21 protein-coding genes and 2 pseudogenes are annotated in these 22,981 nt (G+C 60.3%); 6 read left to right on the forward strand and 17 right to left on the reverse strand.

Annotation, left to right across the window (positions count from 1 at the left end; genetic code table 11):
- Positions 1–57 precede the first annotated feature (57 nt).
- The 3 genes and pseudogenes from phnE to phnD all read right to left on the reverse strand — a co-directional run bounded on the left by phnE (position 58) and on the right by phnD (position 2,534).
- Positions 58–876 carry a phosphonate ABC transporter, permease protein PhnE gene (gene phnE / locus AB4O11_RS20615; RefSeq protein ID WP_460128226.1) on the reverse strand — a complete coding sequence of 273 codons (819 nt, stop codon included), beginning with the start codon at positions 874–876 and terminating at the stop codon, positions 58–60.
- Between the two features lie 2 nt (positions 877–878).
- Positions 879–1,670, reverse strand: coding sequence for a phosphonate ABC transporter ATP-binding protein (gene phnC / locus AB4O11_RS20620; RefSeq protein WP_460128229.1), 792 nt, complete (start codon positions 1,668–1,670; stop codon positions 879–881).
- Positions 1,667–2,534, reverse strand: a pseudogene (phnD, locus tag AB4O11_RS20625) (phosphonate ABC transporter substrate-binding protein). The gene phnC and the pseudogene phnD overlap by 4 nt, the downstream one beginning before the upstream one ends.
- Before the next feature lie 109 nt (positions 2,535–2,643).
- Between phnD and AB4O11_RS20630 the strand changes: the two are divergent.
- The 3 genes from AB4O11_RS20630 (at position 2,644) to map (ending at position 4,581) form a co-directional block, all read left to right on the forward strand.
- Positions 2,644–3,501: a LysR substrate-binding domain-containing protein gene (locus AB4O11_RS20630; RefSeq protein ID WP_427119426.1), complete on the forward strand. Its 858-nt coding sequence runs from the start codon at positions 2,644–2,646 to the stop codon at positions 3,499–3,501.
- A gap of 64 nt (positions 3,502–3,565) precedes the next feature.
- A complete protein-coding gene (locus AB4O11_RS20635; protein ID WP_007918027.1) occupies positions 3,566–3,793 on the forward strand; it encodes a ParD-like family protein in 228 nt (75 codons plus the stop codon).
- Complete coding sequence (map, locus tag AB4O11_RS20640; RefSeq protein ID WP_460128232.1) at positions 3,790–4,581, forward strand: type I methionyl aminopeptidase; 792 nt, start codon at positions 3,790–3,792, stop codon at positions 4,579–4,581. Before AB4O11_RS20635 ends, map begins: the two co-directional genes overlap by 4 nt.
- Positions 4,582–4,783: 202 nt before the next feature.
- Here the strand turns inward: map and AB4O11_RS20645 are convergent, their stop codons facing one another.
- From AB4O11_RS20645 to ribBA, 5 genes are all read right to left on the reverse strand, one after another.
- Complete coding sequence (locus tag AB4O11_RS20645) at positions 4,784–5,938, reverse strand: ABC transporter ATP-binding protein (RefSeq protein WP_099758787.1); 1,155 nt, start codon at positions 5,936–5,938, stop codon at positions 4,784–4,786.
- Positions 5,939–5,955: 17 nt separating this feature from the next.
- Entirely contained in the window at positions 5,956–6,765 is an 810-nt protein-coding gene (locus tag AB4O11_RS20650) for an ABC transporter permease (protein WP_007918021.1), read from the reverse strand.
- A gap of 6 nt (positions 6,766–6,771) precedes the next feature.
- Positions 6,772–7,719, reverse strand: coding sequence for an ABC transporter permease (locus tag AB4O11_RS20655; protein WP_414926168.1), 948 nt, complete (start codon positions 7,717–7,719; stop codon positions 6,772–6,774).
- Entirely contained in the window at positions 7,716–8,741 is a 1,026-nt protein-coding gene (locus AB4O11_RS20660) for an ABC transporter substrate-binding protein (RefSeq protein ID WP_093437763.1), read from the reverse strand. The genes AB4O11_RS20655 and AB4O11_RS20660 overlap by 4 nt, the downstream gene beginning before the upstream one ends.
- Before the next feature lie 380 nt (positions 8,742–9,121).
- The gene (ribBA, locus tag AB4O11_RS20665; RefSeq protein ID WP_460128236.1) at positions 9,122–10,231 is read right to left on the reverse strand and encodes a bifunctional 3,4-dihydroxy-2-butanone-4-phosphate synthase/GTP cyclohydrolase II; all 1,110 of its coding nucleotides are present in this window, start codon (positions 10,229–10,231) and stop codon (positions 9,122–9,124) included.
- Positions 10,232–10,299: 68 nt separating this feature from the next.
- Between ribBA and AB4O11_RS20670 the strand changes: the two genes are divergently transcribed.
- A complete protein-coding gene (locus tag AB4O11_RS20670) occupies positions 10,300–10,596 on the forward strand; it encodes a DUF1330 domain-containing protein (protein ID WP_460128240.1) in 297 nt (98 codons plus the stop codon).
- A gap of 123 nt (positions 10,597–10,719) precedes the next feature.
- Here AB4O11_RS20670 and AB4O11_RS20675 read toward each other — a convergent pair whose 3' ends face one another.
- From AB4O11_RS20675 to AB4O11_RS20705, 7 genes are all read right to left on the reverse strand, one after another.
- On the reverse strand, positions 10,720–11,283 hold the full coding sequence (locus AB4O11_RS20675; protein WP_414925801.1) for an NUDIX hydrolase: 564 nt from the start codon (positions 11,281–11,283) through the stop codon (positions 10,720–10,722).
- Between the two features lies 1 nt (position 11,284).
- On the reverse strand, positions 11,285–12,037 hold the full coding sequence (locus AB4O11_RS20680) for a GntR family transcriptional regulator (RefSeq protein ID WP_116256671.1): 753 nt from the start codon (positions 12,035–12,037) through the stop codon (positions 11,285–11,287).
- A 58-nt stretch (positions 12,038–12,095) separates the two neighbouring features.
- The gene (locus tag AB4O11_RS20685) at positions 12,096–12,485 is read right to left on the reverse strand and encodes a carboxymuconolactone decarboxylase family protein (RefSeq protein ID WP_007968634.1); all 390 of its coding nucleotides are present in this window, start codon (positions 12,483–12,485) and stop codon (positions 12,096–12,098) included.
- 135 nt (positions 12,486–12,620) lie between these two features.
- Positions 12,621–13,106, reverse strand: coding sequence for a flavin reductase family protein (locus AB4O11_RS20690; protein WP_093437777.1), 486 nt, complete (start codon positions 13,104–13,106; stop codon positions 12,621–12,623).
- 12 nt (positions 13,107–13,118) lie between these two features.
- The gene (locus tag AB4O11_RS20695; protein ID WP_093437780.1) at positions 13,119–14,600 is read right to left on the reverse strand and encodes an aldehyde dehydrogenase; all 1,482 of its coding nucleotides are present in this window, start codon (positions 14,598–14,600) and stop codon (positions 13,119–13,121) included.
- Positions 14,597–15,430 (reverse strand): alpha/beta fold hydrolase, encoded by an 834-nt coding sequence (locus AB4O11_RS20700; RefSeq protein ID WP_320337015.1) that lies wholly within the window; start codon positions 15,428–15,430, stop codon positions 14,597–14,599. The genes AB4O11_RS20695 and AB4O11_RS20700 overlap by 4 nt, the downstream gene beginning before the upstream one ends.
- A 30-nt stretch (positions 15,431–15,460) precedes the next feature.
- Positions 15,461–16,051 carry an amino acid synthesis family protein gene (locus AB4O11_RS20705; protein WP_460128248.1) on the reverse strand — a complete coding sequence of 197 codons (591 nt, stop codon included), beginning with the start codon at positions 16,049–16,051 and terminating at the stop codon, positions 15,461–15,463.
- Positions 16,052–16,489: 438 nt separating this feature from the next.
- On the opposite strand from AB4O11_RS20705, the gene AB4O11_RS20710 reads away from it, so the two are divergent.
- Together AB4O11_RS20710 and AB4O11_RS20715 are read left to right on the forward strand one after the other, a co-directional pair.
- Entirely contained in the window at positions 16,490–17,533 is a 1,044-nt protein-coding gene (locus tag AB4O11_RS20710) for a WD40/YVTN/BNR-like repeat-containing protein (protein ID WP_093437789.1), read from the forward strand.
- A pseudogene (locus AB4O11_RS20715) lies at positions 17,530–19,915 on the forward strand (efflux RND transporter permease subunit). The gene AB4O11_RS20710 and the pseudogene AB4O11_RS20715 overlap by 4 nt, the downstream one beginning before the upstream one ends.
- Before the next feature lie 277 nt (positions 19,916–20,192).
- Here the strand turns inward: AB4O11_RS20715 and AB4O11_RS20720 are convergent.
- Positions 20,193–20,912 (reverse strand): FadR/GntR family transcriptional regulator, encoded by a 720-nt coding sequence (locus AB4O11_RS20720; protein ID WP_093437799.1) that lies wholly within the window; start codon positions 20,910–20,912, stop codon positions 20,193–20,195.
- Between the two features lie 185 nt (positions 20,913–21,097).
- Positions 21,098–22,834 carry an IlvD/Edd family dehydratase gene (locus AB4O11_RS20725; protein WP_093437804.1) on the reverse strand — a complete coding sequence of 579 codons (1,737 nt, stop codon included), beginning with the start codon at positions 22,832–22,834 and terminating at the stop codon, positions 21,098–21,100.
- Between the last annotated feature and the right edge of the window lie 147 nt (positions 22,835–22,981).

Here is a 22,981-nt window from a genome sequence, read left to right on the forward strand (position 1 = left end):
ACGGCACAAATCGATAAATCGCAGGTTTGAATCGGCTGAGCCGATAGCAGCTTTACGCTAGTGCGCCGAACCGCTCTGGATCGCCGCGCGCAGGCGGCTGGAGATGGCGTCGGCGACTATCACCATGAAGGTGACGACGATGATGCAGGTCGCGGTTTCCTGATATTTGAACAGCTTGAGACTGCTCACCAGCTCGAACCCCAAACCGCCGGCACCGACCATGCCCAGCACCGTGGCCGAGCGCAGGTTGACCTCGAAGCGGTACAGGATCACCGCAATCCACGCGGTGATGACCTGCGGCAAAACACCAAACACAATCACCTGCAACGGCCGCGCACCGGTCGCTTGCAGCGCTTCAATCGGGCCTTGGTCGATCTCTTCGATGCTCTCGGCGAAGAATTTGCCGAGCATGCCCAGGCCATGCAGAGCCAGCGCCAATACGCCGGGGAACGGGCCGAGGCCAACCGCCGAGACGAAGATCAGGGCGAGGATCAGTTCGTTGATGCTGCGGGTGAAATTCAGTGCCTGGCGGGTGGCGTGAAACAGCCAGCGGTTGCGGCTCAAATTGCGCGCGGCGAGAAACGACATTGGAATCGCCAGTAAGACGCCAAGCAGGGTTCCCCAAATGGCGATCTGCAAGGTTTCCACCGCAGGCGCGATCAGACGCGGCAGGATGCTCAGGTCCGGCGGAAAGGTGCGCGAGAGAAAGTCGCCGATCTGGGGCAACCCGGCGGCCAGTTCACCGAGGCTGAGCTGCGCGCCTTGTGCGCTCCAGTTCAGCGTCCACAGCACGATCAGGACGACGGCGCCGGTGGTCAGCCAACTGCGCGGGCCACGGGGACGATCGCCGACCCACTGATAGTTTTGCGATTGCATGCTCAGGCCCTCGATACAGTGCGGTAGGACAGGGTGGTCGTCGGGACGTCAGCGGAGGACTCTGTTGATTGCCCCGGATAGATTCGCGCCAGATCGGCGTCGGTCATGCTCGACGCTTTGCCATCGAACACCAGACTGCCGTGCGCGAGGCCGACCACGCGGTCGCCGAACTCACGGGCGTATTCGACCTGATGCAGATTGCACAGCACGGTGATGCCCAGTTCGCGGGTAGCATCGCGCAAGTACTGCAACACCAGGCGAGCGGTCTTCGGGTCGAGACTGGCAATCGGTTCATCGGCCAGAATCACCTGCGGTCGTTGCGCCAAGGCGCGGGCGATGCCGACGCGCTGTTTTTGTCCTCCAGACAACGAATCGGTGCGCTCGCCAGCCTTGTGCGCCAGTTCGACGCGCTCCAGGCATTGCATCGCCAGCGCCACATCGTCACGGCGGAACAGTTGCAGAATCGAGGCAAGGGTGCCGACGGAACCGAGGCGACCGGTCAGCACATTCTTCAAAACGCTTAAGCGAGGCACGACGTTGTGGTGCTGAAAAATCGTCGCCACTTCACGGCGCAGAACGCTGGTGTCAGGGCAGGGGAGGGCGTCGATGCCGGCCACGTTCAGCGTGCCGCTGTCGGCCTGCGCCAAGCGATTGATACAACGCAGCAAGGTCGATTTGCCAGCGCCGGACTGACCGAGCACCACGACGAATTCGCCCGCAGCGACTTCAAGGTCGATGCCGCGCAACACCGGGTTGCTGCCGTAGTGTTTGGTCAGTTGGCGGATGCTGATCATTTCATGCTCCGCAAATCGAGATCGAGCACCTTGGCGGTTTCGCGCACCACGTCATACGACGCGTCGGTGGTCGGCTGGAAACCATTGAGCACGCCCTGATCACCCCACGGCACGTCCTTGATTGAAGCCAGCGCGTCGGCGATTTTCTTCTTCAGTTGCGGATCGAGCGCCTTGCGCCAGACCATCGGCGACTCAGGAATCGGCTTGGAACTCCAGACGATTTCAAAGTCATCCTGCTTCACCACGCCCTTGGCCACGGCGCTGGCGAAGATGCGGTCAGCCACGGCTGCCGCGTCGACTTTCTTGTTCTCCACCGCGAGGATGCTGGCGTCGTGGGAGCCGGAGAAAATCACCCGTTTGAACAGGCTGTCCGGAGCAAAACCGGCCTGCTCAAGGCCAGCCTTGGGAAACAGATGCCCGGACGCTGAGCTCGGGTCGACGAATGCAAACGTATGGCCCTTGAGGTCGGCCAGCGAATGAATGCCGCTGTCCTTGCGCGCCAGAATCACGCTTTTGTACGCGCTCTGCCCGGTCTTCTTGGTCACCGCCACCGAGAACGCCTCGACATCCGCCACCGAGGTCGCCAGCACGTAGGAGAACGGCCCGAGGTAGGCGACATCGAGCTTGCCCGAACGCAGCGCTTCGATGATGCCGTTGTAGTCGGTAGCCACGAACGGCACCACCGGCATGCCGATTTTGGCTTGCAGATCGTCGAGCACCTGTTTGCTCGATTCGATCATCGCACTGGGAATCTTCCGAGGGGATCAAGCCAATGGTCAGTTTGTCCTTGGCCCAGACCTGGCTGGCGCCGAGGGCAATGACGGTGAGGCTGGCGACACGCAGAAACTGTTTGATTGTTTTCATGGCATTCCACGGTGTGGTTGGGAGTTGCCACAGGCTAGGTCTGTCACGTGACAGTCATTCAATCAATTCAATATGCGAAACGACAGCTAACTATTGATGGAGTCTATGGATGTCCAGCGCCAAACTGCGGGCCTTTCTCGCCGTCGCCCGTCACGGCAGTTTCAGTGCCGGGGCGCGGGCGTCAGGCTTGAGCCAGCCGACCCTGACCACGCAAGTACAAGCCTTGGAACGCCAGCACAATGTTGAGCTGTTCCATCGGCGCGGGCGGCGGATCGAGCTTTCCGATGTCGGGCGGCAGTTGCTGCCGATCGCGCAACGGATTGCCTTGCTGGAACTGGAAGCGCACAACCTGCTGCGCGACTCCGGACGGCTCGACAGCGGCCAGCTCAAGGTTGGTGCGGTGGGGCCGTTTCATGTGATCGAAATGGTCGACAGCTATTTGCAACAGCATCCGAATATCGATGTGTCGATCCGCGTCGGCAACTCGGCGCAGGTATTGTCGGACCTGGAAAACTATGTGACCGACATCGCCGTGCTGGCCGGGCGTCAGGATGATCCGGCGTTGTGTTCGGTGCGTTATGCGCGGCACGCGATCATCTTGTTCGCCCACCATGAACATCCACTGGCCAATCGTGGCAGCGTGCGGCTGGAGGAACTGGAAGGGCAGCGGCTGCTGCAACGCGAGCCCGGTTCGACCACACGACTGGTGCTGGAACAGGCTCTGAATGCGGCGCAGGTGAAACCGAGGATCGCCATGGAAATTGGCAGTCGTGAGGCGTTGCGTGAGGCGGTGGTGCGCGGGCTGGGGTTGGGGGTGGTGTCAGAAGCGGAGTTCATTGCCGACCCGAACATCCGCACGATCAGAATCGAGGGCGAAGAACTCTTTACCGAGACTTATTTGTACTGCTTGGCGGAGCGGCGTTCCAGTCGGCTTATCTCATCGTTTTTCGATGCGGCGCTGGGTTGATTTGCAATTTCGCTTAAGCCTTGGCTAATATACGATCCATATACATATCGTATCGGATTCATATATGGGCATCGTAAAGATTTCAGAGGACATGCACGAGAACCTGCGTATCTCCAGCAACGCCCTCAGCCGCTCGATCAACGCGCAGGCCGAGCACTGGATGCGCATCGGCATGCTCGCCGAACTGCATCCCAACCTCGACCACAGCGCCATTTGCCGCTTGCTGATCCGCGCCGAACAGAACGGCGGGCTGGATCTGCAACAACTGACTCAGGAAGCCGTCAGCGCATGAGAAACCAGATCAAGATCAACACCCCGGCCGACATCGCGCAATCGCGTGCTGCCGGCAAACTCGCCGCTGAAGTGCTGGCAATGCTGGTGCCGCACGTCAAGGCCGGCGTGACCACCGATGAACTGGATCGGCTGTGCAACGACTACATCGTCAACGTGCAGAAAGCGGTGCCGGCCAACGTCGGCTATCACGGCTTTCCGAAAACCGTCTGCGCCTCGGTTAATGACGTGGTCTGCCACGGGATTCCATCGGGGACGCCGTTGAAGGATGGCGACATCGTCAACCTCGACATCGCCGTGATCAAGGACGGCTGGTTCGGTGATACCAGCCGCATGTACGTGGTCGGTGAGGCGACACCTGAAGCGCAGCACCTGATCAAGACCACCTACGAGGCGATGTGCGCGGGCATCCGCGTGGTGAAACCGGGCGCCACGCTGGGCGATATCGGCCACGCGATCCAGAGCCTGGCGGAGAAAGAAGGCTTCAGCGTGGTGCGCGAGTACTGCGGGCACGGGATCGGCAAGGTCTATCACGATGAGCCGCAGATCCTGCATTACGGCTTTCCGAATCAGGGCATGAAGCTCAAGGCCGGGATGATTTTTACCGTGGAGCCGATGCTCAATGCCGGCAAGCGTCATGTGAAAAACATGCCGGATGGCTGGACGGTGCTGACCAAGGATGGCTCGTTGTCGGCGCAGTGGGAGCATATGGTGGCGGTGACGGAGACGGGGTTTGAGATCTTGACCGCGTGGCCAGATGAGATTGAAGGCTACCGCGCTATTGTCTGATACCGCGTCGACTGTTTCCCTCACCCTAGCCCTCTCCCAGAGGGAGAGGGGACTGACCGGGTTGTCTGGATGAGGTGCGCCGACTTGGGATACCGAGTCGAACTCGGGTTTTGAACAGCATGAAGATCTGCTCCCTTTCCCCCTCGCCCCCCTTGGGGGAGAGGGCTGGGGTGAGGGGGTAAATCTCACAGACAACACGCTATCAGTGAGAACCCGCAGCCTTGTTCAGGTCGCTGTCGGTCCATTCGGTGTAAACGCAGGCGTCTGCGGTGGCCCAGCGCACTTGCACCGGATCGCCAGCCTTGAGCGGCATGCCAGCAGCCGACAACGCTTTCACCGTCATTGATGTGCCGCCCGACGTAACCACACTGCAAGTCTGGCTCTCACCCAGAAACAACACCTCCACCACCTTCGCTGAAACCTCATTCCACCCCGACGGCAGCGGTTCGCTGATCGCTTGCGCCACGCTCAACGCCAAGGCTTTTTCCGGCCGCACCATCAGCAATACATCCTGATCCGTATGCAGCCCAGCGGTCAGTCGAATCGACAATGACTGTCCTTCAAACGAAGCCGCCGCATTGCCCTGCGCCTTGAGCTTGAGGAAGTTCGAATTACCCAGGAACGACGCCACAAACGCATTCGGCGGGTTCTGATAAAGGTCATAACCACTGCCCAGACCCACAATCTTGCCGTGACTGAAAATCGCAATGCGCTGCGACAAACGCATGGCTTCTTCCTGGTCGTGGGTCACGTAAACAATGGTGATGCCCAGACGGCGATGCAGTTGGCGCAATTCATCCTGCAAGTCCTCGCGCAGCTTTTTATCCAACGCCCCCAGCGGTTCATCCATCAGCAGGATGCGTGGTTCGTAAACCAGCGCCCGGGCAATGGCGACACGTTGCTGCTGGCCGCCAGACAGTTGCGAAGGGCGGCGATGCGCGAACTGTTCCAACTGCACCAGTTTCAGCATTGCATCGACACGTTTGTCACGTTCGGCGGCGGCCAGTTTGCGGATCGCCAGCGGAAAGGCGATGTTGTCGCGCACCGACAGATGCGGGAACAGCGAATAACGCTGGAACACCATGCCGATGTCACGCTTGTGCGGAGGCACATTCACCAGCGACTGACCGTTGACGAGGATCTCGCCGCTGCTCGGCGTTTCAAAGCCGGCGAGCATCGACAGCGTGGTGCTTTTGCCCGAGCCGCTGGAGCCGAGGAAGGTCAGGAATTCACCGTCCTTGATGTCCAGCGAGATGTTGTCGACGGCGGCAAAGTCGCCGTAGTGCTTGTTCAGATTGCGCAGGCTGACCAGGGGTTTGTCATTCTGCTGGGAAGCGTCTTTGATCACGGCACTCATGTCGTACTCCTGGGCGCTCAGGCGCTGATTTCGTTGCGCCGGCGCAGCGCGGCGGCGATGACCATGACCAAAACCGACAAGCCGATCAGCAGCGTCGAAGCGACGGCGATCACTGGCGTCAGGTCCTGGCGCAAGGTGGTCCACATTTTCACGGGAAGCGTTTGCAGTGTGGGACTTGCCATCATCACGCTGAGCACCACTTCGTCCCACGACACGAGGAAGGCGAAGAGGGCGCCGGCAACCATGCCCGGACGAATCGCCGGGAACGTCACCTTGAACACCGCTTGCAGGCGTGAAGCACCGCAAATCACCGCCGCGTCTTCAATCGACTGATCGAACAGCTTCAGTGAGTTGATGATTGAGATGATGGTGAACGGCAGCGCGACGATCACATGGCTGACGACAAACGCGAACATCGTCCCGGTGTAACCGAGCTTGAGAAACAGCGCGTACACCGCCACGGCGATGATCACCAGCGGCACGATCATCGGCAGGGTGAACAGGCCGTAGAGCATTTCCCGACCGGGAAAACGCCCGCGAACCAGCGCAAACGCAGTCGGCAGACCGAGGGCCACGGCGCAGATCGTGGTCAGCACGGCGACCTTGAGGCTGGCCGCTGCGGCGTTCATCCAATCGGGGTTGGAGAAGAACTGGCCGTACCATTTCAGCGTCCAGCCCGGTGGCGGAAACACCAGCCACTGCGAGGAGCCGAACGATAGCAGCACGATGAAGACGATCGGCAACAGCAGGAACAGACCGATCAGCCCGGTGGTTGCATACAAGCCGAAGCGCATGCGCCGGCTCATCGCATTGGGGGTCAGGAGCATGTCGGCTTACCTCGCGTTACTGGCGCCAACCGGGGATTCCGGCTGAAGCTTCAGGTAGAAGTAGAACAGCACCAAAGTGATCGCGATCAGCAACGCGGCGCCGGCACTGGCCAGGCCCCAGTTGAGGAACGATTGCACCTGCTGAATGATGAACTCCGGCAGCATCATGTTCTGCGCGCCGCCGAGCAGCGCCGGGGTCACGTAGTAACCGAGCGACATGACGAACACCATCAAGCCACCGGAGGCCAGACCCGGCCGGCACAGCGGCAGGAACACCCGGAAGAAGTTGGTCCACGGGCTGGCTCCGCAAATCGAACCGGCCTGCAGAATCATCGGGTCGATGGCCTGCATGGTTGCCTGCAACGGCAACACGATGAACGGGATCATGATGTAGCTCATGCCGATCACCACGCCGGTGAGGTTGTGGACCATTTCCAGCGGCTGATCGATGATGCCCATCGCCATCAGAGCCTTGTTGATCACGCCCGACGCTTGCAGCAGCACCAGCCACGAATACGTGCGGGCGAGCAGGCTGGTCCACATCGACAGCAGCACGATGTTGAGAATCCAGCGCCCCCAGCCACGCGGTACCAGGGTGATCGCCCAGGCCAGCGGAAAGCCCAGCAACAGGCTGAACAGCGTTACCAGCCCGGCCACCGAGAAGGTGTTGAGCAACACTCGGGCGTACGCCGAGTTGGCGAACAGTTGTTCATAGTTGCCAAGGCCCGGGGTCGGTTCGAGCACGCCGCGCAACAGCAGGCCAATCAACGGCGCGAGAAAGAACAGGCCGATGAACAACAGCGCCGGAGCGAGGTTGCCGGCGCCGCGCCAGCGTTGTCTGAGGGACGGGGCTTGCTGCATCGCAACCGCCTGTGTTCCGTGGGCCGAACCGGCAGCGCCGGTGGCGCCCCCGGTGGCAGTGGAGGGACGGGACGCGGTGGCCGCCATTTTCATTTGACCAGCCATTCGTTCCACCGTGTCGCGATGGCCTGGCCGTTTTTGGCCCAGTACGCGAAATCAAGAGTGATCTGATCCTTAGCGTAGGCAGTCGGCAGGTTGGGGGCCAGCGTCGAATCCAGACGCTCCACACTGTCGAGGTTGACCGGGGCGTAGGCGGTCAGGTTGGAGAAGTCGGCCTGGCCTTTGGCGCCGCTGGCGGCGGCGAGGAACTTCATCGCCGCGTCCTTGTTTTTCGAGCCTTTTGGAATCACCAGAATGTCGGCCATGACCAGATTCTGTTTCCAGCTCACGCCGACCGGTGCGCCGTCTTCTTGCAGGGCGTGAATGCGACCGTTCCAGAACTGGCCCATGCTCGCTTCACCTGACGCCAGCAGTTGCTGCGACTGCGCGCCGCCGCCCCACCAGACGATGTCCTTCTTGATGGTGTCGAGTTTTTTGAAGGCGCGATCCAGATCCAGCGGGTAGAGCTTGTCGGCCGCCACGCCGTCGGCCAGCAGCGCCAGTTCGAGCACGCCAGGGCTTGGCCATTTATACAGCGCGCGTTTGCCCGGGTAGGTTTTGGTGTCGAACAGGGCGCTCCAGTCCTGTGGCTTGTTGGCGCCGAGTTTGCCCTCGTTGTAGCCGAGGACGAAGGAGAAGAAGAACGAGCCGACGCCGTGATCGCTGACGAAACGCGGGTCGATCTTGTCGCGCTGGATCACTTTGAAATCGAGGGGTTCGAGCAGGCCTTCAGCGGCGGCGCGCAGGGCGAAATCGGCTTCGACATCGACCACGTCCCACTGCACGTTGCCGCTCTCGACCATGGCTTTGAGTTTGCCGTAGTCAGTCGGGCCATCCTGCACGACGGTGATGCCGCTGGCCTTGCTGAACGGATCGGCCCAGGCCTGTTTCTGCGCATCCTGGGTGCTTCCGCCCCAGCTGACGAAGTTCACGCTCTCGGCAGCCATTGCAGCCTGGCCGGTAACGCTGAGCAGTCCCGCAAAAAAGATCGCGGTTGCAGCTTTGTTCAACACCATTTTTACGCCCTCATTGTTGTGTTTTTGAGCGGGCTTGCGTTGTTGCCCGCCTGTCGGGAGCAGTAGATGGACCTTCGTTGGAATGTCCGGTCTATGGAATATCATATTATGGTATTCCAAACTTTGTGCAAGCACTTTGCCTTACCGGTTATCTGGCCGGGCGGTTATTTGATGCGTTCGGCTTGGATGTTTTTTGTGAATGTCAGATCCAGCCCCTCACCCCAGCCCTCTCCCTTCGGGAGAGGGGGCCGATTGGAGGCTGTTCAAAACCTCAGTTCGACTCGGTATCTCAAGTCGGCGTATAGCGACTAAACACCTCGGTCAGCTCCCTCTCCCTACGGGCGGTCCGACGTTTCGGGAGGGCTGGGGTGAGGGCAGCTTCACTCGGTAAACGGAATACTCTCGACCACTTCCAGGTCATACCCGGTCAACCCGGCGTATTTCAGAGGAGGGCCCAGGTGACGCAGCTTGCCAACCCCCAGATTCTGCAGAATCTGCGCCCCAGTCCCGACCTCCGAATAAATCCGCGATTGCGAACGGCTGAACTGCCTCGGCGGCTGAGTCAACTGCGGCACCCGCTCCAGCAGCGCCTGCGAAGACTCGTGATTGGCCAGCACCACCACAACCCCGTGCCCCTCAGCCGCGACCCGTTGCAACGCCGCCCACAGCGTCCAGTTCGTCGGCCCGCTATATTCCGCGCCAACCAGATCCCGCAGCGGATCGATCACATGCACGCGCACCAGTGTCGGTTCTTCACGGCGCAGATCGCCCATGACCATCGCCATGTGCACGCCGCCCTCGATGCGATCCTCAAAGGTGATCAAGCGGAACGTGCCATGCACCGTCGGCAGCTCCCGTTCGCCGATGCGTTCAATGGTGTGTTCGGTGCTCAGGCGATAGTGGATCAGGTCGGCGATTGTGCCGATCTTGATCCCGTGCTTGCGCGCGAACACTTCCAGATCCGGGCGACGGGCCATGGTGCCGTCGTCGTTCATCACCTCGACGATCACCGAGGCCGGCGTAAAACCGGCCAGACGCGCCAGGTCGCAACCGGCCTCGGTGTGGCCGGCGCGGGTCAGCACGCCACCTTCCTTGGCGCGCAGCGGGAAGATGTGGCCGGGCTGCACCAGATCTTCAGTGCGGGCATTCGGCGCGACGGCGGCGGCCACGGTGCAAGCGCGATCTGCTGCGGAGATGCCGGTGGTCACGCCTACCGCTGCTTCAATCGATACGGTAAACGCGGTGCTGAACACGCTGCCATTGGCCGGCACCATCTGCTCCAAACCCAGACGCTGGCAATGTTCGTCGGTCAGGGTCAGGCAAATCAGACCGCGCGCTTCGCGGGCCATGAAGCTGATCGCCTCGGGCGTGCAATGGTCGGCGGCCAGCAGCAGGTCGCCTTCGTTTTCGCGGTCTTCGTCATCGACCAGCAAGACCATTTTGCCAAGACGATAATCTTCGATGATTTCTTCGATGCTGTTGAAGGCCATGCTGGACTCTCAGGGTTCGTTGGAAATATATTGGTATACCATAATACAAAATCAACAAAGAGGTCATTATGAAGGCGTACTGGATTGCTCATGTGGATATAGCTGATGCCGATCACTACAGCCAATACACCCAGCGCGCGCCGGCAGCGTTCGCTGCGTTTGGCGCGAAGTTTCTGGCCAGAGGCGGGCGCAGCGAGGCGATGGAAGGGCGCCAGACGCCGCAACGCAGCGTGGTGATCGAGTTCGAGAGCTACGAAAGAGCCGTGGCGTGCTACCACTCGGCGGCGTACCAGGAAGCGAAACGTTATCGCGAGGAATGGGCGAGGGCGGAAATCGTCATCGTTGAAGGCATCGCCCCAATTTAAGCAACACCACTAAACACTGTGGGAGCGAGCTTGCTCGCGAAGGCGTCGTGTCAGTCGATACACATGTTGAATGTCTGACCGCATTCGCGAGCAAGCTCGCTCCCACAGGGGGATAGGCAATCTTCAGCGGATGAAGTGGATCTTGCCGCTGTCGTCATTACCCATGTAGATCCCATAAACCCCAGCCTGACGCTCTTCGATATAGCGCTCGAGAATCTGCCGGATCGCCGGGTAATAGATCTGTTCCCATGGAATCTCTTCCGGCGCGAAGAACTTGTAATCCATGGTTTCGGGGCCGTACTGCCCGGTGATCTGCAGCGCGATCGCACGGAAGATGATGTACACCTCGCTGATCTTCGGCACGCTGAAAATCGAATACGGCGAGACGATTTCCGCGCGCACACCGCTTTCTTCCCAGACTTCACGGATGGCCGCTTGCTCGGTGGTCTCGCCGCTTTCCATGAACCCGGCGGGCAGCGTCCAGGTGCCCGGGCGCGGTGGGATCGCGCGTTGGCACAAGAGGTATTTGCCGTCTTGCTCGATGATGCAGCCAGCAATGATCTTCGGATTGACGTAGTGGATGTAGCCGCAGCCGCGGCACATCAGGCGCTCGTGCGTATCGCCCGGCGGCACCTGCTGACCGAGGTCAGGGCCACCGCATTTCGGGCAATAGCTCGGGCTGAACATATCAGTGACCTATACGGGGTTCTTTCAGCGCGATGGGCAGGGTGATGTTCGGCGTGGCGCCGGTCTCTTCCTGTTTGCGCTTGAGGTAATCGAGCGCCACCGCAGCAGCGGCGCGAACGTGATCGACGCAGGCCTGATGCGCCGCCAGCGGATCGCCGCTCTTGATCGCCTCGACCATTTTTTCCATTTCGTGGTTACTCGCGCCGCGACGGTTTTCCTGGGACACCGAGGTCGCGCGCAGGTAGCTGATGCGCGCCTGCAACTGGCGCAGTTGAGTCGCCGCCACATGGTTGCCCGAACCTTCGAGCAGCACGTCGTAGAAACCCTGCACCGAGTCGATCACTTGCTGCAACTCGCCGTCCTTGAGCGCCTTGCGGTTGTCGTCGAGGGCTTTTTCCAGGGCTTTGATGTCCTTGGCTTTAGCGCGCAGGGTGAACAGCTGGACGATCAGGCCTTCGAGTACGCAGCGCAGCTCGTAGATATCGACCGCATCGGCGAGGGTGATGATCGCCACGCGCGGGCCTTTGGCATCGGCGAACTCGACCAGACCTTCGGATTCCAGGTGACGCAAGGCTTCACGCACCGACGTACGGCTTACACCGAGGCGATCGCACAGATCGCGCTCGACCAGACGATCGCCTGGCATGAGCTGGAAATTCATGATCGCGCTACGCAGTTTATCCAGCACGATTTCGCGCAGGGTAACGGGGTTGCGATTGACCTTGAAGCTGTCGTCGAGTGGCTGGCGTTTCATGGGGTCCGCTCTTTAAGTTGGCTGTCCATGCCAGACGGGCATCTAAACAGCCGAGGGTTTAACTGGAGGCCTCGGCGTCGGCTTCGGCAAAGGCTTCACGGGCCAGCCGGAAACTGTCCACGGCTGCCGGAACGCCGCAATAAATGCCGACCTGAAGCAGAATTTCGCGTATTTGCTCACGACTCAGGCCGTTACGCAAGGCGCCACGCACATGCAGCTTGAGTTCGTGCGGACGGTTGAGCGCCGAGATCATCGCCAGGTTGATCATGCTGCGCTCCTTGAGCGACAAACCCTCGCGGCCCCAGACATGACCCCAGCAGTATTCGGTGACCATTTCCTGCAGCGGGCGGGTGAAGTCGTCGGCGTTCTCTATCGAACGTTGCACGTAGGCTTCGCCGAGCACCTGAGTGCGGATCTTCAGGCCCTTCTCATACTTTTCGTTACTCATCATTCCTCCTGTGACCACGATCCCTTGTAGGAGTGAGCCTGCTCGCGATAGCGGTGGATCAGTCGACATCAATGTTGAATGTCAGTCCGCTATCGCGAGCAGGCTCACTCCTACAGGGGGATTTGTGTGAATCCGTCAGGCCAGAGTCGGCAGGGGGCCGAGCTTGCCTTTGTGGTAAATCATCGGCGTCACCGGTTGCGCGGGCAGGATCAGGTTCTTCACCGCGCCAACGATAATCGCGTGATCACCACCGTCGTACTCACGCCACAACTCGCACTCGATGATCGCGGTGGCCTTGGCCAGAATCGGGTTACCGAGTTCGCTCAAATGCCACGCGATGTCCTTGGCCTTGTCCTTGCCTTTACTGGCGAAAGCATAGGCCTCAGCCGTCTGGTCAGCCGACAGCAAATGGATCGCAAATTTCTTGCTGTCACGTAGCACCGGGTAAGTGTCGGAAGCATAGTTGGGACAGAACAACACCAGCGCCGGGTCAATCGACAGCGCGCTAAAAGCGCTGGCGGTGATGCCGACGATCCCACCCTCAGGGTCAAGGGTGGTGACCACCGTGACGCCGGACGGGAACGAGCTCATGACGTCTTTGTAAATGCCGGGTTCGATCATTTCGCAGGACTCCTAGCGCATCACAAACGGATCAGGCATTGGTGCCTGAGAAAGGTTGATCCACACCGTTTTCAGTTCGGTGTAGGCCAGCACCGAATCGATGCCGCTTTCGCGTCCATAGCCACTGTTCTTGAAACCGCCGATCGGGGCCATTGCCGACACCGCACGGTAGGTGTTGACCCAGATGATCCCGGAGCGCACATCGCGAGCGAGGCGGTGAGCACGGCCCAGATCACGGGTCCAGATGCCAGCCGCCAGGCCGAACTGTGAGTCGTTGGCGATCGCCAGTGCTTCGGCTTCATCTTTGAAGCGAATCACCGACGCCACCGGGCCGAAGACTTCTTCCTGCATGATCTTCATCGAATTGCGGTCGCATTCGAACAGCGTCGGCTCGTAGAACCAGCCTTCGCCAAGATCCGCCGGGCGCTTGCCGCCAGTGCGCAAACGCGCGCCTTCAGCGATGGCGTCGGCGACCAGACCTTCGACCACCGCCAATTGCTGCGCGGTGGCCATCGGGCCCATCTCACTGTGGTCTTCTTGCGGGTTGCCGATGCGAATGCGCTGGGCGCGTTCGACCAGTCGGCTGACGAATTCGTCGTAGATCTCGTCCTGCACCAACAGTCGCGAACCCGATACGCAGCTCTGTCCGGAGGCCGCGTAGATCCCGGCGATCGCGCCGTTGATCGCGCTGTCCAGATCGGCGTCGGCGAAGATGATGTTCGGTGATTTGCCGCCCAGTTCCAGCGACAGCTTGGCGAAGTTCTCGGCGCTGCTGCGCACCACATGCCGTGCTGTCGCCGCGCCGCCGGTGAAGGCAATCTTGCGGATCAGCGGATGGCGGGTGAGGGCGGCGCCAGTGCTTGGGCCGTAACCGGTGACGACGTTGACCACGCCCGGCGGAATCCCGGCTTCGAGCGCCAGACGTGCCAGTTCAAGAATGGTCGCCGAAGCGTGCTCGGACGGCTTGATCACAATCGTATTGCCAGCGGCGAGGGCCGGGGCGAGTTTGATTGCGGTCAGGTACAGCGGGCTGTTCCACGGAATGATCGCGGCGACCACGCCCATTGCTTCGTGCACGGTGTAGGCGAACAGGTCGGGCTTATCCAGCGGCAGCGTGCCGCCTTCGAGCTTGTCGGCGAGGCCGGCGGTGTAGTGGAAAAACTCCGGCAGATAGCTGACTTGCCCACGGGTTTCGCGGATCAGCTTGCCGTTGTCGCGGCTTTCCAGCTGCGCCAGTTGTTCTTTATTTTCGGCGATCAAGTCACCGAGACGGCGCAGCAGTTTGCCGCGCGCAGTGGCGGTCAGACCACGCCAGGCCGGGCTGTCGAAAGCAGTCTGTGCCGATTGCACGGCGCGTTCGACGTCCGCCTCATCAGCGTCGGGCAGTTCGGCCCAGGCTTGCGCCGTGGCCGGGTTGAGGCTTTCGAAGGTCTTGCCGGAGAGGGCGTCGACCCATTCTCCGCCGATGCACATCTGGAAGCGTGCGAGTGTCATGCAACGATCCCCTTTATATGGTTTTGTCGGGAGTGTGCGAATTGCAGAAATTCCAGCAGCGTCTGGTTGACCAGGCGCGGCGACTCTACCGGCATCATATGCCGTTGCTCGGCCAGCACGGCAACCTTCGCACCGGGGATGCGTCGGGCCAGTTGCTCGGCCATTTCCGGGGTCGAACCCGGATCGAGTTCACCGGTGGCGATCAGCGTCGGCGCCTGAATGCTGCCCAGGTCGTCGGCGCGGTACATGTCTTGGGTGGCGAACAATTCGTAGGTGGTCAGGTAACCCTGCGGATCATTATTGGCGAGGGTCTGGCGCAATGCGGCGATCTGCGCCGGGTTGGCCGCCTGATACTCGCGGCTGAACCAGCGCGACAACGCCGCTTCGGCATTGGCGTCCGGGCCATGTTCGGCGGCTTGCGCGGTACGGGCGATGACGCCGGCACGCTGTTCTTCGCTGCGGTTGAACACACTGTTCAACACCACCAGGCTTTGCAGGCGCTGCGGGTAATGCAGGGCAAAGGCCCGCGCGACCAGACCGCCCATGGAGAAACCGATCACCGCTGCCTGCGGCAGATTCAGGTGATCGAGCAGCTCCAGCAACTGATCGGCGTAACCGAGCAGGTTGGTGCCGCTGGCTGGTCGCGGGCTGGCGCCATGGCCAAGCATGTCGTAGGCGATCACTTGGTACTGGCTGGACAGACCGACGATCTGCCCGCCCCACATTTCTTTGTTCAGGCCCACGCCGTGGATCAATACCACGGGCTGGCCTTGGCCGGTCGCCAGGTAACTGGTGCCAGCCGGGGTGAGTTCAGCGGTGAGCCGAATCATGGAGCGCTCCTGCAATGCCTTTTATTGTGATTACTGGGCTTTTTCGGCGGCCAGCTCTTCCAGATCGATGTAGCGATTGCCAATGCGCGGGTGCAGACGGCCACCGTCAGCGCAACCCAGCACGACAACGATTTCTTCGGCACGCGGTGCGTCTTCGATCTGCATTTCCAGAGTGATGTAGTGCGAACGCTGACCTTCGTCGTCCTTGTGCATCATCGGGATCTGGATCGAAGTGCCCGGGCCGCCGCGCTTGTTGGTAAAGCTCAGGTAGCTCTTGGCGTTGACCGCTTCGCGGTAGTGATTGCCAAAGCGCAGGGTGTGGATCACGGCGGAGGCGTGCTCGATCTCGCCGTCAGCGCCGACCACAGCGGCTTTGCCGTAGGCCTCGATCTTCTCGGCACCGCCGATGATGCCGACCAGACGCTCCACCATCAGCGCACCGAGGTCGGAGCAGTTGGCACGGATCTGCGGCTTGAGGTCTTCGACGAAACCGTTGCCCACCCAAGGGTTTTTCATCACCACGGCGAGGCCGACCATGGTCACTGGCTTGTCAGTGGCTTTGCCGCCTTCGATGAAGGTTTCTTCGACATAGCTGACGATCTTGCGAATTTCGAAACTCATGAGCTGCTCCGTAGGGGGATTGAGAGTGTCTGTGCGTCTGATGGTATACCATAATACCGATCGTGCAAGTCCCTCCGGTAACTTTTGCCGCATCACCCCGGCGAATGGTCATGTATTCAAATCCCAAAGCCCCCACAACTCCCTGTAGGAGTGAGCCTGCTCGCGATAGCGGTGTGTCAGCTGAGCAATTGCTAACTGATACACCGCTATCGCGAGCAGGCTCACTCCTACAGGGGGGAATCCGTCGGCAATGCGGTTAACAAAAGATAACGTGGCGCCGATTGTCAGACGTTTCGAAAGCCCGATAGGATGAGCCAGCTTCCGAAGTGGCTCTGGATTGCGGGTTTCAGGACTATGCTTCTGACCAGTCATCAGCGGAGCACACTTGCGGCGCCCTTGAAGGCCAATGGCCTAACAATAATAAATAGGGGAAGGTCTATGAGTCGTTGCCGCCCGCCGGCGTTACGCAACACCGCGTTGCTGGCCACAGCACTCTCCATGCTGGGCTTGGCCACGTTATCGGCACCTGTGATTGCTGCCGAGGCGCCAGCCGATGTGGTCTATGCCACCGAATCCGCCAAAGCCGCGAAAAGCCTGATTCTCGATGTCGTCCACGCTGGCGCACGCCTGGTCGCGGTCGGCGATCGTGGGCACATTCTCTATTCCGATGACCAGGGCAAAACCTGGACGCAAGCCAAAGTGCCGAGCCGGCAACTGCTGACGGCTGTGTACTTTGTCGACGACAAGCACGGCTGGGCGGTCGGCCATGACGCGCAAATCCTCGCCAGCGCAGACGGCGGTCTGACCTGGACCAAGCAATTCGAAGACCTCAAACGCGAATCGCCGCTGCTCGACGTCTGGTTCAAGGACGTCAACAGCGGCCTCGCCGTGGGAGCGTACGGTGCACTGCTGGAAACCACCGACGGCGGCAAAAACTGGGAAGACGTCAGCGACCGCCTCGACAACGAAGATCAATTCCACCTCAACGCCATCGCGGCGGTGAAGGACGCTGGGCTGTTCATCGTCGGCGAGTCGGGCAGCATGTTCCGCTCCGCCGACGACGGCCAGACCTGGGAAAAACTCGAAGGCCCGTACGAAGGCTCGCTGTTCGGCGTGATCGGCACGGCGCAACCGCAGACCCTGCTGGCTTATGGCTTGCGCGGCAACCTTTATCGCTCGACGGATTTCGGCAGCACCTGGGAGCAGGTCGAGCTGAAAGCCGCGCGCGGATCGCTGGAATTCGGCTTGTCCGGCGCGACCCTGCTCGAAGATGGCTCGATCGTGATCGTTGGCAACGGCGGTTCGGTGATCAGCAGCAGCGACAACGGCGAGACCTTCAGCGTGTTCAACCGTCCGGATCGTATTTCCTTGTCGTCGGTCACCGCTGCCGGCGACGGCAATCTGATTCTGAGCGGGCAGGGTGGCGTTCACACCACGCTGCCAAACGGTGCCGAGATCAATAATAAGAAGGCGGGGCTATGACTTCCTTGATCACTCCTCAGCAGGACAAGGCGACGTTTCTTGAGCGCCTGATCTTCAACAACCGTCCGGCAGTGATCCTCATCTGCCTGGTGGTGAGTATTTTCCTGTTCTGGCAGGCCACGTTGATCCGGCCGTCGACCAGTTTCGAAAAAATGATCCCGCTCAAGCATCCGTTCATCGAGAAGATGATGGAGCACCGCAACGATCTGGCGAACCTGGGCAACACCGTGCGCATTTCGGTGGAAGCCAAGGACGGCGACATCTTCTCCAAGGAGTACATGGAGACTCTGCGCCAGATCAACGACGAGGTGTTTTACATCTCCGGCGTTGACCGCTCCGGGCTGAAGTCGCTGTGGAGCCCGAGCGTACGCTGGACCGAAGTGACCGAAGAGGGTTTCGCCGGCGGTGAAGTGATCCCGCAGAGCTACAACGGCTCGCAAGACAGTCTCGATCTGCTGCGCAACAACGTGCTCAAGTCCGGCCAGGTCGGGCGGCTGGTGGCCAACGACTTCAAGTCGAGCATCGTCGACATCCCGCTGCTGGAGTCCTACCCGGACCCGGAAGATCAGGGCAAGTTGCTCGCGCTGGACTACCGCAAGTTCTCCCATGAACTCGAAGACAAGATCCGCAACAAGTTCGAAGCGCAGAATCCCAACGTCAAGATCCACATCGTCGGTTTCGCCAAGAAGGTCGGCGACCTGATCGACGGTCTGGTGATGGTCGTGCTGTTCTTCGGCATCGCGTTTGTCATCACCCTGATTCTGCTGTTGTGGTTCACCAACTGCGTACGCAGCACCATCGCGGTGTTGAGTACGACGCTGGTGGCGGTGGTCTGGCAGCTCGGCTTGATGCACTTCTTCGGTTTCGGGCTCGATCCGTATTCGATGCTGGTGCCATTCCTGATTTTCGCCATCGGTATTTCCCACGGCGTGCAGAAGATCAACGGCATCGCCCTGCAATCCAGCGAGGCCGACAACGCGTTGACCGCAGCGCGGCGCACTTTCCGGCAACTGTTCCTGCCGGGGATGATCGCGATTCTCGCGGATGCGGTGGGCTTCATCACGCTGCTGATCATCGACATCGGCGTGATCCGTGAACTGGCCATTGGTGCGTCGATCGGCGTCGCAGTGATCGTGTTCACCAACCTGATTCTGCTGCCGGTCGCCATCTCCTATGTCGGCATCAGTAAACGCGCGATTGCCGAGGAGCAAGAAGGACGCCAACCGCGAACACCCGTTCTGGCGCCTGCTGTCGAACTTCGCCAATCCGAAAGTCGCACGCGTCTCTGTGGTGCTGGCGCTGATCGCCTTCGGCGGCGGCCTCTGGTACAGCCAGAACCTGAAAATCGGCGACCTCGACCAAGGCGCGCCGGAACTGCGTCCGGACTCGCGCTACAACAAGGACAACAACTTCATCATCAGCAATTACTCCACCAGCTCTGACGTATTGGTGGTAATGGTCAAGACCAAGGCCGAAGGCTGCTCACGTTTCGAAGCCATGGCGCCGATCGACGAACTGATGTGGAAGATGCAGAACACCGAGGGCGTGCAGTCGGCGATCTCGCTGGTGACCGTGTCCAAGCAGATGATCAAGGGCATGAACGAGGGCAACCTGAAATGGGAAACCCTGTCACGCAACCCGGACGTGCTGAACAACTCGATTGCCCGCGCCGACGGTCTGTACAACAACAGTTGCTCGCTGGCGCCGGTGCTGGTGTTCCTCAACGATCACAAGGCTGAAACCCTCGATCGGGCGGTACACGCGGTGCAGGAATTCGCCAAGGACAATAACAAGGACGGTCTGGAATTCATCCTCGCCGCCGGTAACGCCGGGATCGAAGCGGCCACCAACGAAGTCATCAAGCAGGCTGAGCTGACCATCCTGATTCTGGTGTACATCTGCGTGGCAGTGATGTGCATGATCACCTTCCGTTCGTGGGCGGCGACGCTGTGCATCGTCCTGCCGCTGGTGCTGACCTCGGTACTCGGCAACGCGCTGATGGCGTTCATGGGCATCGGCGTGAAAGTCGCGACCTTGCCGGTGGTGGCGCTGGGTGTGGGGATTGGTGTCGACTACGGCATCTACATCTACAGCCGTCTGGAGAGTTTCCTGCGCGCGGGGCTGCCGTTGCAGGAAGCCTATTACCAGACGCTGAAATCCACCGGTAAAGCCGTGCTGTTCACCGGTCTGTGCCTGGCGATCGGTGTGTGCACCTGGATCTTCTCGGCGATCAAGTTCCAGGCCGACATGGGCCTGATGCTGACCTTCATGCTGCTGTGGAACATGTTCGGTGCGCTGTGGCTGTTGCCGGCACTGGCGAAGTTCCTGATCAAACCTGAGAAACTGGCGGGGCAGAAGGGCAATTCGCTGTTTGCGCATTGATCTGAAGGGCTGAAACGACAAAGCCGCAACCTTAGGGTTGCGGCTTTTTTTGTGTTTTAAGATCAAGAGCCCCTCACCCTAGCCCTCTCCCGGAGGGAGAGGGGACTGACCGAGGTGTGCTGCTTGATACATCGACCTGAAATACCGAGTCGATTATGGATTCACAGCAAATCGTTCAAGTCGGCGTAAATCTCGAATATCCCCCAATCGGTTCCCTCTACCTCTGGGCGGTCCGACGTTTCGGGAGGGCTAGGGTGAGGGTAAGCGGTCTCCAGCCTTAGGAGAGTTCAGCGCCAAGCACAACACTCAAAGCACTACGCGCATCATCCAACTGCACCAACGTCGCATGCCGAGCCCCCAGCGCATCACGATTCTCGATCGCCGTCAAAATCGCCTTATGCCGCGGCAACGCCAGCTCATGCAGATTCGGCCGCTGATTCGAATGCTTCAACGCCTCGGCAATCGCCACCGACAACATATTGCACAGGTTCGCCAACAAGTCGTTGTGTGTCGCATCGGCAATCCGGCTATGGAAATCCAGATCCGGTTGCAACAAGGCTTCCGGTGTCGGCGCCGCTTCCATGCGCTGGTACGCCTCACCAATCGCGGCAATATCCGCCTCAGTCGCATGTTGAGCAGCGAGGGCGGCAGCCGCCGGTTCGATAATGCTGCGCACACTGGTCAGCACATTGAAGAATTCATTCTGCGGGCTGCTTTGCATCAGCCAGTGCAGCACGTCCGGGTCGAGCATGTGCCATTCGCGCCGGGCCTTGACCACCGTGCCAACCCGAGGCTTGGAATACACCAGCCCCTTGGCCACCAGCACCCGCGTGGCTTCACGCAACACCGGCCGGCTGACCGCGTACTCCTCGCAGAGCAGGGCTTCGGCGGGCAGTTTGTCGTCGGGCAAGAAGCGTCCGGAGACGATCTGCATGCCCAGTTCCTGGACGATGCGCGAGTGCATGCTTTTGCGGTCGGAGGGTTTGCGGTAATCCATGGGGGGTGGCGCGATCCTGAGCGATGGAGATGCCGCGCATCATAGCAGGCACGGCGCAATCTTGAGGCGGGTAAAGAACAACTGTGGGAGCGAGCTTGCTCGCGAAAGCGGTGGGTCAAACAACATAACTGTTGAATGTACCGCCGTCTTCGCGAGCAAGCTCGCTCCCACAGGGATTTGTGTGATCAGTGAGAATGACGCGGCACTTCAGCGCCTCGGCAACCTACCAGGAAGTCGAAGTCACAGCCCTGATCCGCCTGCAGCACGTGGTCGATGTACAACTGACGATAGCCGCCCACCAACAACTGCTGCGGCGGCTGCAGATCGGCCATGCGTGCCGCCAGTTCGGCATCCGGAATATCCAGGTGCAGACGCCCGGTGGCGCAATCCAGCTCGATCCAGTCGCCTTCCTGCACCGTCGCCAAAGGCCCGCCGGCCGCCGCTTCCGGCGCCACGTGCAGAACCACCGTGCCGTAGGCGGTGCCGCTCATCCGCGCATCAGAAATGCGCACCATGTCGGTCACACCCTGCGCCAACAGCTTGGCCGGCAAGCCCATGTTGCCGACTTCGGCCATGCCCGGATAACCCTTCGGCCCGCAGTTCTTCATCACCAGAATCGAATCTTTATCGACCTCCAGTTCCGGATCGTTGATCCGCGCCTTGTACATGTCGAAGTTCTCGAACACTACCGCACGGCCGCGATGCTGCATCAGTTCCGGCGTCGCGGCGGACGGTTTGAGCACAGCACCCAGCGGCGCCAAGTTACCGCGCAACACACAAATCCCGCCATCGGCGCGAATCGGATTGTCGAGCGTGCGGATCACCTCGTCCTCGCCATAGATCGGCGCATCTTTGGTGTTCTCGCCGATCGACTTGCCGTTCACCGTCAGTGCATTCGGGTTAGGGATCAGATTGGCTTCACCGAGACGCCGCAGCACTGCCGGCAAACCACCGGCGTAATAGAACTCTTCCATCAGGAAACGCCCCGACGGTTGCAGGTCAACGATGGTCGGCATGCCACGACCGATACGGGTCCAGTCGTCCAGATCCAGCTCGACGCCGATGCGTCCAGCGATAGCTTTCAAGTGAATCACCGCGTTGGTCGAACCGCCGATAGCTGCGTTCACACGAATAGCATTTTCGAAGGCTTCCTTGGTGAGGATCTTCGACAGTTTCAAGTCTTCGCGAACCATCTCCACTGCACGCATACCGGACATGTGCGCCAACACATAACGTCGCGCATCCACCGCCGGGATCGCCGCGTTGTGCGGCAGGGAAGTGCCCAGTGCTTCCGCCATGCAGGCCATGGTCGACGCCGTGCCCATGGTGTTGCAAGTGCCTGCCGAACGCGACATACCACCCTCGGCCGCAAGGAAATCGTCAATCGTGATGGTGCCGGCCTTGACCTGCTCGCTGAGCTGCCAGACCACCGTGCCGGAGCCGATGTCCTTGCCTTTGTGCTTGCCGTTGAGCATCGGCCCGCCAGTCACAACAATCGCCGGCACATCGCAACTCGCCGCGCCCATCAGCAGCGCCGGGGTGGTTTTGTCGCAACCGGTCAACAGCACCACGCCGTCGATCGGGTTGCCGCGAATGGCCTCTTCAACGTCCATGCTCGCCAGGTTGCGAGTGAGCATGGCGGTCGGGCGCAGATTCGATTCGCCGTTGGAGAACACCGGGAATTCCACTGGAAAACCACCGGCCTCGATCACCCCGCGTTTGACGTGCTCCGCGATCTGGCGGAAGTGCGCGTTGCACGGGGTCAGTTCCGACCAGGTGTTGCAGATGCCGATGATCGGCTTGCCGTGGAACTGGTGGTCGGCGATGCCCTGATTCTTCATCCAGCTGCGGTACATGAAGCCGTTCTTGTCGGCCGTGCCAAACCATTGGGCGGAGCGCAGGGTGGGTTTCTTATCAGACATGATCGTTTCTCTTATTGTATGACTATAGTGTTCCAGCTACGGCCTAATCTAAGCGCAAAATCCTAGGTTTGGAAGTGTTGTTGGTGAATTAGTAATACTATATAGTCGTTTTCGACGGAGGGATGGCCCTGGCGGTTTTCCGTGAGA

It is taken from the genome of Pseudomonas sp. H1_D05, from assembly GCF_054682705.1.

Coding starts and splice junctions, on each gene's coding strand:
- phnE (WP_460128226.1), bottom strand. CDS start 876: ATGCAATCGCAAAACTATCAGTGGGTCGGCGATCGTCCCCGTGGCCCG.
- phnC (WP_460128229.1), bottom strand. CDS start 1,670: ATGATCAGCATCCGCCAACTGACCAAACACTACGGCAGCAACCCGGTG.
- AB4O11_RS20630 (WP_427119426.1), top strand. CDS start 2,644: ATGTCCAGCGCCAAACTGCGGGCCTTTCTCGCCGTCGCCCGTCACGGC.
- AB4O11_RS20635 (WP_007918027.1), top strand. CDS start 3,566: ATGGGCATCGTAAAGATTTCAGAGGACATGCACGAGAACCTGCGTATC.
- map (WP_460128232.1), top strand. CDS start 3,790: ATGAGAAACCAGATCAAGATCAACACCCCGGCCGACATCGCGCAATCG.
- AB4O11_RS20645 (WP_099758787.1), bottom strand. CDS start 5,938: ATGAGTGCCGTGATCAAAGACGCTTCCCAGCAGAATGACAAACCCCTG.
- AB4O11_RS20650 (WP_007918021.1), bottom strand. CDS start 6,765: ATGCTCCTGACCCCCAATGCGATGAGCCGGCGCATGCGCTTCGGCTTG.
- AB4O11_RS20655 (WP_414926168.1), bottom strand. CDS start 7,719: ATGAAAATGGCGGCCACCGCGTCCCGTCCCTCCACTGCCACCGGGGGC.
- AB4O11_RS20660 (WP_093437763.1), bottom strand. CDS start 8,741: ATGGTGTTGAACAAAGCTGCAACCGCGATCTTTTTTGCGGGACTGCTC.
- ribBA (WP_460128236.1), bottom strand. CDS start 10,231: ATGGCCTTCAACAGCATCGAAGAAATCATCGAAGATTATCGTCTTGGC.
- AB4O11_RS20670 (WP_460128240.1), top strand. CDS start 10,300: ATGAAGGCGTACTGGATTGCTCATGTGGATATAGCTGATGCCGATCAC.
- AB4O11_RS20675 (WP_414925801.1), bottom strand. CDS start 11,283: ATGTTCAGCCCGAGCTATTGCCCGAAATGCGGTGGCCCTGACCTCGGT.
- AB4O11_RS20680 (WP_116256671.1), bottom strand. CDS start 12,037: ATGAAACGCCAGCCACTCGACGACAGCTTCAAGGTCAATCGCAACCCC.
- AB4O11_RS20685 (WP_007968634.1), bottom strand. CDS start 12,485: ATGAGTAACGAAAAGTATGAGAAGGGCCTGAAGATCCGCACTCAGGTG.
- AB4O11_RS20690 (WP_093437777.1), bottom strand. CDS start 13,106: ATGATCGAACCCGGCATTTACAAAGACGTCATGAGCTCGTTCCCGTCC.
- AB4O11_RS20695 (WP_093437780.1), bottom strand. CDS start 14,600: ATGACACTCGCACGCTTCCAGATGTGCATCGGCGGAGAATGGGTCGAC.
- AB4O11_RS20700 (WP_320337015.1), bottom strand. CDS start 15,430: ATGATTCGGCTCACCGCTGAACTCACCCCGGCTGGCACCAGTTACCTG.
- AB4O11_RS20705 (WP_460128248.1), bottom strand. CDS start 16,051: ATGAGTTTCGAAATTCGCAAGATCGTCAGCTATGTCGAAGAAACCTTC.
- AB4O11_RS20710 (WP_093437789.1), top strand. CDS start 16,490: ATGAGTCGTTGCCGCCCGCCGGCGTTACGCAACACCGCGTTGCTGGCC.
- AB4O11_RS20720 (WP_093437799.1), bottom strand. CDS start 20,912: ATGGATTACCGCAAACCCTCCGACCGCAAAAGCATGCACTCGCGCATC.
- AB4O11_RS20725 (WP_093437804.1), bottom strand. CDS start 22,834: ATGTCTGATAAGAAACCCACCCTGCGCTCCGCCCAATGGTTTGGCACG.